The 15,871-nt window shown below is 34.5% G+C and carries 15 protein-coding genes; 5 read left to right on the top strand and 10 right to left on the bottom strand.

All coding sequences use genetic code 11. The annotated features are described in order from the left end of the window. The 8 genes from proB to fahA form a co-directional block, all read right to left on the bottom strand. Positions 1–771, bottom strand: coding sequence for a glutamate 5-kinase (gene proB, locus G7A72_RS00535; RefSeq protein ID WP_165151014.1), 771 nt, complete (start codon positions 769–771; stop codon positions 1–3). Then, positions 755–1,951 carry a glutamate-5-semialdehyde dehydrogenase gene (locus G7A72_RS00540; RefSeq protein ID WP_165151015.1) on the bottom strand — a complete coding sequence of 399 codons (1,197 nt, stop codon included), beginning with the start codon at positions 1,949–1,951 and terminating at the stop codon, positions 755–757. The genes proB and G7A72_RS00540 overlap by 17 nt, the downstream gene beginning before the upstream one ends. 87 nt (positions 1,952–2,038) lie before the next feature. Continuing rightward, complete coding sequence (locus G7A72_RS00545) at positions 2,039–3,175, bottom strand: aspartate aminotransferase family protein (protein WP_165151016.1); 1,137 nt, start codon at positions 3,173–3,175, stop codon at positions 2,039–2,041. A gap of 82 nt (positions 3,176–3,257) precedes the next feature. Further along, positions 3,258–4,235, bottom strand: a complete 978-nt coding sequence (gene argC / locus G7A72_RS00550) for an N-acetyl-gamma-glutamyl-phosphate reductase (RefSeq protein ID WP_165151017.1) — start codon at positions 4,233–4,235, stop codon at positions 3,258–3,260. Beyond that, the gene (locus G7A72_RS00555) at positions 4,228–5,421 is read right to left on the bottom strand and encodes an argininosuccinate synthase (RefSeq protein ID WP_165151018.1); all 1,194 of its coding nucleotides are present in this window, start codon (positions 5,419–5,421) and stop codon (positions 4,228–4,230) included. The genes argC and G7A72_RS00555 overlap by 8 nt, the downstream gene beginning before the upstream one ends. Positions 5,422–5,556: 135 nt before the next feature. After that, positions 5,557–6,174, bottom strand: coding sequence for a GNAT family N-acetyltransferase (locus G7A72_RS00560; RefSeq protein WP_165151019.1), 618 nt, complete (start codon positions 6,172–6,174; stop codon positions 5,557–5,559). A gap of 475 nt (positions 6,175–6,649) precedes the next feature. Further along, positions 6,650–7,834 (bottom strand): hypothetical protein, encoded by a 1,185-nt coding sequence (locus tag G7A72_RS00565; RefSeq protein ID WP_165151020.1) that lies wholly within the window; start codon positions 7,832–7,834, stop codon positions 6,650–6,652. Positions 7,835–7,992: 158 nt separating this feature from the next. Further along, the gene (gene fahA / locus G7A72_RS00570) at positions 7,993–9,276 is read right to left on the bottom strand and encodes a fumarylacetoacetase (RefSeq protein WP_113666000.1); all 1,284 of its coding nucleotides are present in this window, start codon (positions 9,274–9,276) and stop codon (positions 7,993–7,995) included. A 108-nt stretch (positions 9,277–9,384) separates the two neighbouring features. Here fahA and glyA point away from each other — a divergent pair, with 108 nt between their 5' ends. The 5 genes from glyA (at position 9,385) to G7A72_RS00595 (ending at position 14,696) form a co-directional block, all read left to right on the top strand. Next, complete coding sequence (glyA, locus tag G7A72_RS00575) at positions 9,385–10,659, top strand: serine hydroxymethyltransferase (protein WP_113665999.1); 1,275 nt, start codon at positions 9,385–9,387, stop codon at positions 10,657–10,659. Positions 10,660–10,820: 161 nt separating this feature from the next. Next, a complete protein-coding gene (locus tag G7A72_RS00580) occupies positions 10,821–11,414 on the top strand; it encodes a tRNA-(ms[2]io[6]A)-hydroxylase (protein ID WP_165151021.1) in 594 nt (197 codons plus the stop codon). Between the two features lie 248 nt (positions 11,415–11,662). Next, positions 11,663–12,757, top strand: coding sequence for an efflux RND transporter periplasmic adaptor subunit (locus G7A72_RS00585; RefSeq protein WP_165151022.1), 1,095 nt, complete (start codon positions 11,663–11,665; stop codon positions 12,755–12,757). Continuing rightward, on the top strand, positions 12,757–14,013 hold the full coding sequence (locus G7A72_RS00590) for an FtsX-like permease family protein (RefSeq protein WP_165151023.1): 1,257 nt from the start codon (positions 12,757–12,759) through the stop codon (positions 14,011–14,013). The genes G7A72_RS00585 and G7A72_RS00590 overlap by 1 nt, the downstream gene beginning before the upstream one ends. 2 nt (positions 14,014–14,015) lie before the next feature. Continuing rightward, positions 14,016–14,696, top strand: a complete 681-nt coding sequence (locus G7A72_RS00595) for an ABC transporter ATP-binding protein (protein WP_165151024.1) — start codon at positions 14,016–14,018, stop codon at positions 14,694–14,696. Positions 14,697–14,700: 4 nt separating this feature from the next. On the opposite strand, the gene G7A72_RS00600 is transcribed toward G7A72_RS00595, so the two are convergent. Together G7A72_RS00600 and G7A72_RS00605 are read right to left on the bottom strand one after the other, a co-directional pair. Continuing rightward, complete coding sequence (locus G7A72_RS00600; protein WP_165151025.1) at positions 14,701–15,270, bottom strand: pentapeptide repeat-containing protein; 570 nt, start codon at positions 15,268–15,270, stop codon at positions 14,701–14,703. Between the two features lie 97 nt (positions 15,271–15,367). Next, positions 15,368–15,802 carry a DUF6526 family protein gene (locus G7A72_RS00605; protein ID WP_165153574.1) on the bottom strand — a complete coding sequence of 145 codons (435 nt, stop codon included), beginning with the start codon at positions 15,800–15,802 and terminating at the stop codon, positions 15,368–15,370. Positions 15,803–15,871: the final 69 nt, after the last annotated feature.

Raw genomic sequence — 15,871 nt, forward strand, 5'->3', positions numbered from 1 at the left:
TTATATAATTTTAGTAAATGGTATTTCGTTTTTTAAAGCTTTTAAAATAAAGTTGTCCTCCAATCCGTTTACAATCCAGGTTTCGATATTGGCGGCTTTGGCAATTGCCGATGCTTCTATTTTAGATTGCATTCCGCCAGTTCCGTGTGAAGATTTAGAATCGCCAATCTCTTTTTCTAATAATTTTAAATCGGTTACTAAAGAAATCGTTTCAGGAACGGCATCATGGATGGATGATTTGGTGTAAATCCCGTTCGTATTGGTAGCAATGATAAGAATATCAACATTTAATAAAACGGCGGTTAAAGCGGCTAATTTATCATTATCCCCAAACTGAATCTCATCCGTTGCCACAGTATCATTTTCATTGATAATTGGAATATAACTGTTTTTGACCAGCACATTAATCGTGTTGACGATATTGAGCTTGGTTTGTTTTTTTTCAAAATCAGAATACGAAAGCAAGCACTGCGAGGTATGCAAACCTAAATCGCTAAAGTTTTCGTGATAAATCCGCATCAGATGAGGCTGGCCAATAGACGCTAACGCTTGTTTTACAAAAACATCTTTATCGTGGTTATCCAGTTTTACAAATTGCTTGGCCGCAGCAATCGCACCGGAACTTACAATAATAAACTCATAATCATCTTTCAATGCAGCTATTTGCATTCCAATATCCTCAATCTTCCCTCTCGAAATGTGATTGGTTTCTTTGGTTAAAGTATTGCTTCCTAACTTTAATAAAATTCTTTTTTTACCTGATTTGTCCATTTCCGTAAATATACCACTTATTAGTAACTAAATGTTGCAATCCAATTGGTCCACGTTGGTGTAATTTGTCCGTGCTTATCGCCAACTCTCCTCCTAAACCAAATTGTCCTCCATCAGTGAATCGGGTAGAGGCATTTTGATACACGGCTGCAGTATCTACATTTTCCATGAATTCCTGGGCAATTGCATCATTTTTTGTGATTATGGAAGCCGAGTGTCCGCCACAATATTTATTTATTTTGTCAATCGCTTCTTGATCCGAATTAGTTGTTCCAATAACAATTTTATAATCTAAAAACTCTTCGTACCAAATTAAATCCGATTCAATCTGCGGAACATTTGTTGCTCTGGAAATACTTTCGTCTCCTAAAACAGTCACGTTTCTTTGTTGTAATTCCTGAACTATATTGGTAGCAAAAGCTTCCCAGTTTTCAAGATTTGTATCAATTAAAACTTTATCTAAAGCATTGCAAACAGATATTTTAGAGGTCTTTCCGTTAATGATAATATCAAGCGCTTTTTTTAAATCGGCTTCTTTATTTACGTACACAAAATTATTTCCTCGGCCACTTATTATTACTGGGCAGGTTGCGTGTTTTTTTACAAAAGCAATCAATTTCTCACCGCCACGAGGAACGATTAAGTCCACTTTTTGTGTTGGTTTCTCTAAAAATGCCTGTGTTTCTTCCCGATTGTAATTCAAGTATTCCACCCATTCTGTAGCAACATTGTTTTCTTTTAAGGCTTGGTGCCACAATTCCACAATTTTTAAGTTGGATAGTAAGGATTCTTTTCCGCCTTTCAATAGAATTTTATTTCCGGATTTAAAAGCGATTCCGCCAGCTTCAACAGTAACGTCAGGTCTGGATTCATAAATAATCATTATGGTTCCAAAAGCAGCTGTTTTATTGATGATTTTCATTCCGTTTTCATGGTCGAAATTAAAACGCTCCACGCCAATAGGATCTTCTTGACTTGCTAATTGTTGCATGGATAAAATCATGCCGTCAATTTTGGCGTCATCAACCAATAAACGTTTTTCCATGGCCAAATCATCTCCAGAATAATTATTTAAATCTTGTTGATTTATAGTCTTAAGATTGGCTCTTTCTTGTTCAAGAAGTTCGGCCATACGACTTAAAACTAAATTTCGTTTTTCTATTGGTAATAAGTGGTTCATTAGTTTTTGGTTTTACTATTTTAGAAAAAAATCTAAACATATAAGTCATAAGTTTAAGTGCTTATATGACTTATATGTTTAAAAAAATCATTTCAATTCTGCCAATGTTTCTTTTAAAGCTATAATAAAGGTATCGATTGCTTCCTTCTTGATTGTCAATGGAGGAAGGATTCTTAATAAGTTTTTATTATTAGCATTTCCTGTAAAAATATGCTTGTCGATAATCATTTTTTTACGAAGAGTACTTACATCAAAATCAAATTCTACACCAAGCATTAATCCTCTTCCTTTGACTTTAATAACTTCAGGAACTTGTTTGATTGCTTCTAAAAAATAGGCGTAAACGTCATTTACGTTATCCATTAATTTTTGGCTTTCAATCACATCCAAAACTGCTATTCCGGCAGCACAAGCCAGATGGTTTCCACCAAAAGTAGTTCCCAATAATCCATAACTCGCTGTGAATTTTTGAGAAATCAAGATTCCGCCAATAGGAAATCCGTTACCCATTCCTTTAGCTAGACAAATAATATCTGCTTTGATATTATGATGTTGGTGTGCAAAAAACTTTCCGCTTCTTCCGTATCCTGATTGAACTTCGTCCAAAATCAAAACGACATCGTAAGCCTCGCATAGTTTTTCTAATGCCTGAAAAAATTCAGTTGTTCCTTGGTCTAAACCACCAACTCCTTGAATTCCTTCAATTATAACAGAAGAAATATCTCCTTTTTTTAATTCGTTTTCTACCAACTCGATGTTATTCAATGGTAAAAAAGTAACGATTTGCTGTGCATTGATTGGCGCAACAATTTTTTTATTATCTGTCACCGCAACTGCCGCCGAAGTTCTTCCATGAAAGGAATTATCAAAAGCAATTACACGCGATTTATTGTTGTGAAAAGAAGCTAATTTCAAAGCGTTTTCATTGGCTTCAGCTCCAGAACTACACAAGAATAAAGTATAGTCTTCCAATCCGGAAAGTTTTCCTAATTTTTCTGCTAATTCTACTTGCAATGGATTCTGAATCGCATTCGAATAAAAACCAATGTTATCCAATTGATTTTTTAATTTGGCAACATAATCCGGTTGTGTGTGTCCAATGGAAATTACTCCATGACCACCATATAAATCTAAATATTCTACTCCTTTTTCATCTGTAATCGTGCAATCTAGTGCTTTTACGGGAGTGATGTTGTATAATGGGTAAACGTCAAATAAATTCATTTTCTTTTTTTGTTTAAATGGTTTAAGGTTTCAAGTTTCAAGTTACGTGCGCAACCTTAAACTTTAAACTTGAAACAAATTTTTAGAATCCAGATGGTTTCAAATGCAATCCTGTGGTTTCATCCAATCCAAACATTAAATTCATGTTCTGTATTGCTTGTCCTGAGGCTCCTTTTGTTAAATTATCAATTACTGAAGTGATCAATAACCGGTTTCCTTTTTTCATTAAACTAATAATACATTTATTCGTTTGTACCACTTGCTTCATATTGATTCCAGTGGTCGTAACAGTTACGAAAGGTTGGTCTTTGTAAAAAGCTTCATATTTTGCTACTACATCTTCCAGATTTTCTTCGATTGTTGTGTATAATGTTGCAAAAATTCCTCTCGCAAAATCACCTCTGTTGGGTACAAAAATCAATTCGTTATTATAATCCGCTTGCAATTGATTGACGCTTTGGTTTATTTCGCCCAAATGTTGGTGTTCAAAAGCTTTGTAATGCGACATATTATTCGATCTCCAGCTAAAATGCGTCGTTTCTGAAGGTGTTACTCCAGCTCCTGTGCTTCCAGTTGTCGCATTGATATGAACGTCAGTTGCTAGTATTCCGGCTTTCGCCAAAGGCAACAATGCCAATTGAATTGCTGTTGCAAAACACCCCGGATTTGCTATAAATTGTGCGTTTTTGATTACCGCTTTATTCAATTCTGGTAAACCGTAAACGAAAGATTTATTATCGAACTCTTTGTCTCTTGTCAATCTGAAATCATTTCCTAAATCGATAATTTTGGTATGGCTTGCAAATTGATTTTGTTCTAAAAACGATTTTGATTTCCCATGACCCAAACACAAGAAAACCACATTTACATTTGGATTTACAGTATCGGTAAAATTCATTTCGATATCACCCATCAAATCATGATGCGCAACCGAAAGTGGTTTTCCAGCGTTTGTTGTGCTGTAAACAAAATCAAGTGTAGCATTGGGATGAAACATCAATATTCTGATGAGTTCTCCCGCAGTGTAACCCGAACCACCAATTATTCCAATATTAATCATGTGTCAGTTTGTTTACAGATGAAAAAATGTTTTGGGCATTCCCCAGAATTTTGATAAATCCTTTTGCATCGTCAGATGTCCAAGCGTTGTTCATTTCTCCATATTGTCCAAAACTGGTGTTCATCAAATCATTTTCAGATTCAATTCCATCCAATGTAAAGTGATATGGTTTTAGCGAAACAATAACAGTTCCATTAACAGTGGTTTGCGTGTCCTCTAGGAAAGCCTCGATGTTTCTCATCACAGGATCCAAGAATTGTCCTTCATGAAACAACATTCCGTACCAGTTTCCTAATTGTTCTTTCCAGTATTGTTGCCATTTCCCAAGGGTATGTTTCTCTAATAAATGGTGTGCTTTAATAATGATTAAAGGCGCAGCAGCTTCAAAACCAACTCTTCCTTTAATCCCGATTATCGTATCGCCTACGTGAGTATCTCTACCAATTGCATACGCGCTGGCTAATTTTTCTAATACAACGATGTTTTTTGTTGGTGTGTCCAAAGTCCCGTTGATGCCTACTAATTGTCCTTTTTCAAATTGTAGTGTCACTTTCTCTTCACCCGTTTTTTGCAATTGAGAAGGGTACGCTTCACTTGGTAAAGTTTGATTTGATGTCAATGTTTCTTTACCACCTACGCTAGTTCCCCACAATCCTTTATTAATGGAATATTGTGCTTTTTCCCAAGAATAATGAACGCCGTTTTTAGATAAATAGTCAACTTCTTCTTGTCTTGATAATTTTAAATCTCTGATAGGAGTAATGATTTCAATTTCGGGAGCGATGGTTTGGAAAATTAAATCAAAACGAATTTGGTCATTTCCTGCACCGGTACTTCCGTGGGCAATTGCTTCTGCACCAACAGATTTTGCATATTTAATCGCTTCAATGGCTTGAAAAACACGTTCCGCACTTACGGATAATGGATAGGTGTTATTTTTTAATACATTTCCATAAATCAAATATTTAATGGCTTTATCATAATATTTATCTACAATAGTAAGATTTGCATGTTGTGCACTTCCTAATTCGTAGGCTCTTTCTTCAATAGCGGCTAGTTCATCTTCGTCAAAGCCCCCTGTATTTATAAGAACGGTGTGAACTTCGTATCCTTTTTCGTTTTTTAAATATTTAAGGCAATATGATGTATCTAATCCTCCGCTGTATGCTAATACTACTTTTTTCATAATGATTGTTTTTTCCTCCCCCCAGCCCCCTCCGAAGGAGGGGGAGCCATTACGCAAAGGGAGTGTTTTAATTTATATTTTTTTGTTTTTTGTTTTCCTTGGCTCCCTCCCCTTTGGGGAGGGCCGGGGAGGGGATTATTTTTTTAAGAACAAGGCTTCTTTAATTAATTTTAATCTGTTTAATACTCTGACATTAAATGGATGTTTAGTCGGATCTTTAGGTTTTTCTGTTGGGTCATAGAGCATTCCGGTACACAAGCACATTTTATTTTCTTTGCTTTGCAAAATTTCAAAATTGGTACAGGTTTTACAGCCCGCCCAGAAACTTGGATCGCTGGTCAATTCTGAAAACGGAACAGGTTTATAACCTAAATCGGAGTTGATTTTCATTACAGCCAAACCAGTTGTGATTCCAAACACCTTAGCATTTGGATATTTCTCTAATGAATAATCAAAAACAAATGATTTGATTTTTTTGGCTAAACCTAAGTTTCTGTAATCAGGATGTACAATCAACCCGGAATGTGCTACAAATTTCCCGTGCTGCCAACTTTCGATATAGCAAAAACCGGCAAATTTGCCATTATCTAAAGCAATGACAGCATCTTTGCTTTCCATTTTTTTCTGGATGTATTCAGGAGTTCTCTTAGCAATTCCCGTACCTCTTAATAGTGCGGATAATTCTATAGTTTCGCATATTTCTTGCGAATATTTATAATGTTCTTCCTGAGTTGTTATAATAGAAATATTCATTTCAAAAGCTGAATTTTTGAGTTATAAAATGATTTGTAATTTTGTAATTGAAATATCTCTTTGCCAAATTTAACTACAATATCAAACCTGTTGATTGTTGTGCAATAAATTGAACCACAATGCAATAGTGGTAAATAAATAGTTTTTTTTGGATGTAAAAATCCAATGGGGAATAAGGTTAATTTCAAAACGGAAATATGAAAAATGAATAATAAAACGAAACAGCTTTTGGGTACTATAGGGATAGCATCCGTACTTCGGGAGAAGTAGTAGGTCTGTTTGTCCGTGACAAAGAAGTTATATGTAAACTTGTTTTATTCATTGGTGCAAAAGTACACATAATTTTATTATACAAGGTTACTTTTGTGTTTTGTAACAAAATTATAATGTATTGTTGATTTTTTTTGCAAATAAAAAAACTCCTTGACAACATGATTATCAAGGAGTTTTGCATAATGGAATTAAATTTAAAGTTTTAGTTTCTAAATTTATTTCGACTTATAATATCTTTAATTTTAGCTTTTAAGTCTTCTCCGGTATCATAAACCATTTGTTCACTGTTAGGAAAACCTACTGGTTTTCTGTCAAAATAAGAATAGTAATTATCGTCAGAAGCGCGTCGATCTCCTTTGTAAGTGGCATAGATATTTTCGAAAATAAATTCGCTTGTTATTGGGAAAGATTGTAATAATTGATTAGTTTTTAAATTAATATAGTCAATTTTAGCGCTAATTTGACAAGACTTAAATTGTCTGAATTCGTAAATTTGAGCCACTACTGTTCTCAGGTTGTCGACCATAACTACTTTTCCTTTTTCGTCTAGCACTTCTTTACCATTAGCATCTATTAGTTTTTTGACACCGTCTTTAATGATGCGTTCTTTTACAAATTCTCTTTCTTTGATTTGCTCTGGCGAAATGTAAATTTCTCGGAAATTAATCATCATTCCGTAATCATAACTGATTCCTTTTTGTTTATTGCTATGATAAACTGTCCATTTATCGTTGAGCCCGTACGTGCTAAAATCTAATAAATCATTCTGAAGACGAACCGGAATAATCATGTTCGTTTCATTTTTAGTGTAAACCGAAACATAGTCAGAACCTTTGAATTTTGCATCATCCATCAAGCGCAAAACATCTTTATAATTAGGATTTATCTGGTTTAAATAATCCAAATCATCATACGCCTTTCTGAAATTCATCTTGTCTGATGTTACCATTAGTTTTTTTGCATTAGCATATAAATAAATGGATAAGGCATTTTTGCTATTAATGATTTGATCGTTATAATTATCAAATGGGAAAATCGCATTTCGTCCTTCTTTAATCAGTTTTAAAGGAAGTAAGGGTTTGATTTTTTCCTGACGGGAATTCAATTGCAAATACGTATTGTAAGTCTTCTCCAATTGCGCTGGATTAGCATCTTTTGCCAACAAATTTATTGTGTTCAAATCACGTTCTTTAGCTTTGGCGAAAGCTTCTTCTACCAAATAAATATAATCTTGCTTGCCTTTTTTATCTTTATTGGTTTGCAAATTGGATACGGCATTTTCAATTGCCTGATCGTAATTTCCGGAACTTAATAAATTTTGGGTTTGCTTTACGCCACAAGAGGAAATTAGGACGAAAAAGGATAATAAAAGAGTAATTTTTTTCATAAGCGTTACGATTGAGTATATGATTTTTTTGATAGCAATGCTGTTTTTTTTTCAAACAGATTTATTGATTTAAATTATTAAAATCCAAAAATAATGCCATAAAAAAACCTAACAAAAATAGTACAATTGTTAGGTTTTTTAAAGGCGTGTTTATTTTTTTATTTTCTGACGAAAGGTGGCAGTAATTTACTGGAAACCTCCCCAAAACCAATGCGAACATGTCCGTTTTGACAATGTCCTTTCATAATAACAGTATCATTATCGTTGATGAATTTACGTTCCGTACCATCTTTCAATTTTATTGGATTTTTTCCGCCCCAAGTCAATTCGAGCATTGAGCCAAAACTGTCAGGAGTAGGTCCTGAAATGGTTCCCGATCCCATCATATCTCCAGAATTTACACGGCAACCATTAGAGGTATGATGTGCTAATTGCTGGCTCATGGTCCAATACATGTATTTGAAATTAGAATGAGAAATAACTGTTGCTTCGCCATTTTCAGGCTGAATTGCTACTTCTAAATTTATATCAAAAGAATGTTTACCTTTTTGTTGTAAGTAGGGAAGTGGAGTAGGTTCTTGTTTTGGTCCTTTGGTTCTAAAAGGTTCCAAAGCATCCATAGTCACGATCCAAGGTGAAATAGATGAAGCAAAATTCTTTGCTAAGAATGGTCCTAACGGCACGTATTCCCATTTTTGAATATCGCGTGCGCTCCAGTCATTCAATAAAACCATTCCGAAAATATAATCTTCGGCTTCCGTTACAAGAATGTTTTCACCCATTATGTTGACATCCGTGGTGATAAAAGCAGTTTCAAGTTCAAAATCAACAGAACGAGAAGAGCCAAAAACAGGAGTAGTTTCCCCATTTGGCAACGTTTGTCCCATTGGTCTGTGAACCGGAATTCCAGATGGAACAATGGTAGAACTTCTGCCGTGGTAGCCCACCGGAATGTGTAGCCAGTTAGGTAATAATGCATTTTCAGGGTCACGGAACATTTTTCCTACATTAGTTGCATGCTCTTTACTGGAATAGAAGTCTGTGTAATCACCAATAAGCACTGGCAATTGCATTTCAACATCTTCCATCTTGAAAATTATGATGTCTCTATCTTTGGCATTATCTTGTAATTTCGAATTTTTGACATCAAAAAGCTCTGCAATTCGGTTACGAACCAAACGCCATGTTTTTTGACCATCAGATATAAAATCATTCAAAGTGTCCTGCATGAACATATCGTCCGTCAGTTCAATGCCTTCAAAGTAATTTAATTGTTGTAAAGCACCCAAATCAATGGCGAAATCTCCAATTCTGGTTCCTACGGTTACTATATTTTCTTTGGTAAGAAATACACCAAAAGGAATGTTTTGAATAGGAAAATCACTGTTGACAGGTACTTCTAGCCATGATTTTCTATTGGTATCGTTAGCTGTTATTGGCATATTTTGTTAATTATTTTGTTAAAAAATTACTCATCAAATATATTATAATCTAACTATTAACCAAACGTTTTTTTGTATTTTTGCATCAAATTAACGAAAATCAAAAAAATGCAACGCGACGAACAAATTTTTGACCTTATTCTAGAAGAACAAGAAAGACAAATTCACGGATTAGAACTTATTGCTTCGGAAAACTTCGTAAGTGACGAAGTAATGGAAGCAGCTGGTTCTGTTTTAACTAACAAATATGCGGAAGGATATCCTGGCAAAAGATACTACGGAGGTTGTGAGGTAGTTGATGTCGTGGAGCAAATTGCTATTGACAGAGCCAAAGAATTATTTGGTGCTGCTTACGCAAATGTACAGCCACATTCTGGCTCACAAGCAAATACAGCGGTTTACCACGCTTGTATCAAACCAGGTGATAAAATTTTAGGTTTTGATTTGTCTCATGGAGGACACTTAACGCATGGTTCACCGGTTAATTTTTCGGGACGTTTATACACTCCTTCTTTTTACGGAGTAGATAAAGAAACTGGAAGATTAGATTATGATAAAATTCAAGAAATAGCTACCAAAGAACAACCAAAATTAATTATCGCAGGAGCTTCAGCTTATTCTCGTGATATGGATTTTGAACGTTTCAGAGTAATTGCTGACAGTGTTGGCGCTATTTTATTAGCTGATATTTCACATCCTGCCGGTCTTATTGCTAAGGGTTTGATGAACGATCCATTACCGCATTGCCATATTGTAACAACTACAACTCACAAAACATTACGTGGTCCTCGTGGAGGATTAATTTTGATGGGTAAAGATTTCGAAAATCCATTTGGTTTAACTACACCTAAAGGAGAAATCAGAATGATGTCTTCTTTATTAGACTTGGCTGTTTTTCCTGGAAATCAAGGTGGTCCATTAATGCACATTATTGCTGCAAAAGCAGTAGCATTTGGTGAAGCTTTGAAAGATGAATTTTTTACGTATGCTTTACAATTACAAAAAAACGCTAATGCTATGGCTGATGCTTTTGTAAAAAGAGGCTATGAAATCATTTCAGGAGGTACAGATAACCACATGATGTTGATTGATTTAAGAAATAAGAATATTTCTGGAAAAGATGCTGAGAATGCATTAGTAAAAGCAGAAATTACAGTAAATAAAAACATGGTTCCATTTGATGATAAATCACCATTTGTAACTTCAGGAATCCGTGTAGGAACTGCAGCAATTACCACTCGTGGTCTTGTCGAAGAAGACATGGAAACTATTGTTGCCCTAATTGACAGAGTTTTAGTGGACCACACGAACGAAGATGTTATAGAGGCTGTAGCTAATGAAGTAAACGAAATGATGAGCGAAAGAGCTATTTTCGTATATTAATTTTTTTGTTTTAGAGTTTAAGGTTTAAGGTTTAAAGTTTTGGAATCAACAGTTATTAAATACTATTAGGTATTTAAATGCTACATTGTTTTCTCAATTTTAATTTTAAACCTTTTTCTTTAAACCTTAAACTTTTTGCAAACTTTAAACAAAATTTATCAATGTCTGTACTAAGATTAAAATTACCAACCGATCCAAGATGGGTTAATATTGTAGAAAAAAACATCGAGGAAATCTTGACTGATCATGCTTGGTGCGAACAAAAAGCAGCTACAAATGCGATTACCATTATTACAAATAATTCAGAACATCAGGACTTAGTAAAGGATTTGTTGGCTTTGGCCAAAGAAGAAATCGATCATTTTGAGCAAGTTCATAATATAATCATCAAGCGCGGGTTGAAATTAGGTCGCGAGCGAAAAGATGATTATGTGAATGAATTGTATTTGTATATGAAAAAAAGCAGCAAAGGAAGCCGGGTTTCCAGCTTAGTGGAACGTCTATTATTTTCAGCTATGATTGAAGCCAGAAGTTGTGAACGTTTCAAAGTGCTTTCAGAGAATATTCAAGATGAAGAATTATCTGTTTTTTATAGAGATTTGATGGAGAGTGAAGCAGGGCATTACACGACTTTTATTACTTATGCAAGGAAATATGGTGTAGGAATTGATGTAGAACAACGCTGGAGAGAATGGTTAGAATTTGAAGAATCGGTTATTGCTAATTATGGAAAAAACGAAACGATTCACGGATAAAATACAATCCTTTCTTTAACCCCATAAAATTTTTAATCCCATAAAATATATCATTTCAAAAATACTATTTAAATCATTTCTTAATTTAAGGTTTTAATAAGTTAAAAAATTGAAATTCAATTTTTTATTATTTAAAAAAAGTGTCAGAATTTCAAATTTTGCAGTGCTGAAAGTAGCTTCAACATGGATATTGTCGTATATTTATAGAAAGAAATTACAACATTCTGTAAAGATAAATATAAGATGAAATGAGTTTGAAATTACAAGTACAATTTTGTTTGTTAATGCTCAGTCTGCTTTCTTGTTCCAAAAATGAAACAGAAGAAATTAAACCAACCGTAGGAGAAGTTACAGAAACGGTGTATGCCTCCGGAGTTATAAAAGCGGATGGGCAGTACACGGTTTTTGCCACCGTAAATGGTACACTGCAAAAAGTAAATGTTATCGCCGGTCAATCCATCAGTAAAGGGCAATCATTATTTGAATTGGAAAGTGATAAAGCGGAACTGAATACAGAGAATGCTCGATTAGCGTATCAATTAAGTCTGGAAAGCAGTCGTTATATTCAGGATAAAATTGCCGAAATGGAAATGAAAGTCCAATCAAGCAGAGACAAATTGACCCTGGACGAATCCATTTACAACCGAAATAAAAACATCAGGAATCAAGGTGGAATTTCGGAAGTTGATTTTGAAAGAGTCGAATTAGCGTATAAAAGTTCCAAAATTAATTACGAATCGGCTAAAAAACAATTGGCACAACTCAAAGCCCAATTAAAGAATGATCAAAGCAGAAATTCTGTCAACCTAAAAATCAACCAGAAATCCCAAAGTGATTTTAGCGTCAAAAGCGCCTTCTCAGGAAAACTATTTGATGTCCTGGTAAAAGAAGGAACATTAGTTACGCCGCAAACTCCTTTGGCAATAATTGGTCAGGAAAATTCATTTTTATTGGAACTGGAAGTCGACGAAAATGATATGGTTCGCGTGAGAACGGGACAAAAAGTATTGGTGACAATGGACAGTTATAAAGCGCAGGTTTTTGATGCCGTCATTGATAAAATTTACCCAATAATGAACGAACGTTCCCGTACTTTTAAAATCGAAGCACATTTTGTAAGACCACCTGAGAAACTCTACCCAAATCTTACTGCCGAAGCCAATATTATCATTCAGATTAAGAAAAATGCCATTACGATTCCAAAAGCATATTTAATACAAGGCAAATATGTTTTAGTAAATAAATACGAAAAACGCGAAGTAAAAACGGGTTTAAGCGATTATCAAAAAGTGGAAATACTTTCAGGTTTAACAGCCGAAGAAACGATTTATAAACCTCAGTAATGAACTTTAAACTCATTTTAAACATTGCATTGCATTTGCTCCGAGCGCGATTGAAGCAAACTATTGTTGCGGCTATTGGGGTAACTTTCAGTATTGCTATGTTTATTGCTTTGGTTAGTTTTATGAATGGTTTGAATGATTTACTGGATGGCTTAATGCTCAATAGAACACCTCATGTACTGCTGTACAACGAAATAAAACCTTCAGAAAACCAACCCGTTCTCTTGTCCGAGGAATTTAAAAAAAACACCAATTTTGTTCGTTCGATTAAACCCAAAGACCGAGGAAAATCCATTTACAACAGTAAAACCATTTTGGCTGTTTTAAAACAAGATCCGCGGGTTATTGATGTTGCGCCTAAGGTGACTTCACCGGTTTTTTTTAATTCGGGGACCATTGAAATATCAGGGGTAATTAATGGAATTGATTTTTTATCTGAAGATAAATTATTTAAAATCAGCGATTATATCATTGAAGGAAAAGTAGCTGACCTGCTTCAGAATAACAGTATTATTATCGGGAAAGGTTTGTCAGATAAAATGTTGCTTACCAAAGGAGATATCATCAAGATTACGACTTCTAAAGGGAATTTGGCTTCGCTTAAAATTGTGGGTATATCCGAAATTGGAATTGCTGAAATCGATAATGTGATGAGTTATACCTCTTTGGCGACAGCCCAAAAAATATTGGGAGAACCTACAAATTATATCACGGACATTCAGCTGAATTTGTATGATATGACTGCAGCGCCTGCTGTTGCAAAAGAGTTTCAGGACACCTTTAATCTAGATACGATTGATTATCAAACCGCAAATTCTCAGTTTGAAACAGGAAGCTCAGTTCGAAGTATCATTTCCTATTCCGTTGGAGTAGTGTTGCTGATTGTTGCCGGTTTTGGGATATATAATATTCTGAACATGATGATTTATGAAAAAATGGACAGTATTGCGATCTTGAAGGCCACGGGATTTTCAGGAAATGATGTGAAATGGATTTTTGTTTCGTTATCTATAATTATTGGATTGGTCGGAGGATTATTTGGCTTGCTGTTTGGATATGTTTTTTCTTCTATCATAGATGTGATTCCGTTTGAAACGGCTTCTTTGCCTACAGTCAAAACCTATCCTATTAATTACAATCCGTTATTTTACATTATCGGAATTACTTTTGCATTGTTTACAACGACCATTGCCGGACTTTTTCCTGCTTTAAAAGCCAGTAAAGTAGATCCGGTAGAAATCATCAGAGGGAAATAAAAATGGAAAATAATGCTGTTTTAGAGACAATTGGACTAAGTAAATATTTTTACGATCCTGTAAAATTTCAGGTATTGAAAGAAATAAGTATGCGTGTTAATCACGGAGAGTTTGTTTCGATAGTAGGGAAATCTGGCTGTGGAAAATCGACGTTATTGTATTTACTTTCTACGATGGACACAGATTATGACGGTCAGATAATGATTCATAACGAACTTGTTACGGGAAAAACTGACAAAGAATTGGCATTAATCAGAAATGAAAAAATAGGTTTTGTATTTCAGTTTCATTACTTACTGGCAGAATATAATGTGCTGAAAAATGTAATGCTTCCGGGGATGAAGTTAGCTAAATTTTCGGATAAAGAATTAGAGCATCGCGCCATGGAACATTTAAGAACACTCAACATGGAAGATCAGGCATTGAAAATGCCCAATCAATTGAGCGGCGGACAAAAGCAGCGTGTGGCAATTGCTCGTGCTTTGATAAACGATCCACTGATTATAATGGGTGATGAGCCTACAGGGAATTTAGACAAGAAAAACAGCGACTTGGTTTTTGATATTTTTAATAAATTAACTCAGGAGAAAAATCAAACTTTGCTGGTAGTTACGCACGACACTGATTTTGCCCAAAAAACCAATAGGATTATTACCATGGAAGATGGGAAAATAATTTCTTAAAGCACTATTTTACTATAATTTCATGTTTGTAAAGTAATCCTTTTATACCTTCTAAAGCAAAAACAGCTTTTTTTAATTTTGTTGTTTTGGGGTCAATAGTGTAGTTGTAGCTAGTTTTGAAATCAGCTTTGTTAGCAATTGCTTTTGCAAATTCAGAACGGTATAAATCGCAGTTTTCAAAAACGACTTCGGTCAAATCTGTGCTCATAAAATCTACCGCAATAATACTGCAATTAGTAAATGATGTTCCTTTTATTTTTAAAGTATAAAATTTGGAGAAATCCAAAACACAATCATTGAAAGCAATTTCAAAAATCAATTTATCGCACATGGCAAAATTCACATCTTTGATTTCACAGCGATTGAAAGTTACGGTTCTAAAGGCGACATAATTAATTTTGGCAGTGCTAAAAATACAATCATCGAAGGTGCAATCAATAAAAGTAACCGCTACAAAAGTACTTTGAGAAAAATTACAATTGGTAAACGTACAACATTCAAATTCCTTGAAATTGACTTCTTCCTCTTGGTACGTGATGTCCTTATACTCAATATCTAGAAAATATTCTGCCATTTATGGGTTTTAAATTCAGCTTTTAGTGCTGTTTTTCGGAACAAAGAAACAAAAATCTGAATCGTTATCTAGGATAAATTAGAGTATTATTTTAGATTTAAACTCTTTCGTAGTCGCCTTTCCAGTGCTGAATCGCTTTTTTGATTTCCTTTCCCGAAAGATTTTCATGCAACGTTCTTTGCGTAAGCGCTGGAAATTCATCGTCTGGGGCAAAACGTAACGCAAATAGTTGGTCGTCATTTAATTGATGTTCAAATTCTTCCAGTCTTTTTCCTGTAATGGAAAAATAGCGATACCTCAGTTCCAACCGTACGATTCGATTTTGCAAAGTCAATGCATAATGCTGGCGCAGCATGAAAGCCAGACAAAAAAGCACCACAAAAATAGCGCTGATAAACATCCAAATTAAAGAATCTTCTCTGGTGCAACTAAAATAAATGCTGAAAGCCAGCAATGTCATGATTATTGGATAATAAACAAAATGATGTGGTGGATAATAGCGAATGTGATTTTTATAGGATTGTGATTTCATCATTTTTTTTTAAAGATAGTAAAAACCGTTAGCTTATGGAATTTTACTTCTTAAGAGGATAAAAATACT

The sequence above is a fragment of the Flavobacterium sp. Sr18 genome (assembly GCF_011064265.1).
Lineage (GTDB): Bacteria > Bacteroidota > Bacteroidia > Flavobacteriales > Flavobacteriaceae > Flavobacterium > Flavobacterium petrolei.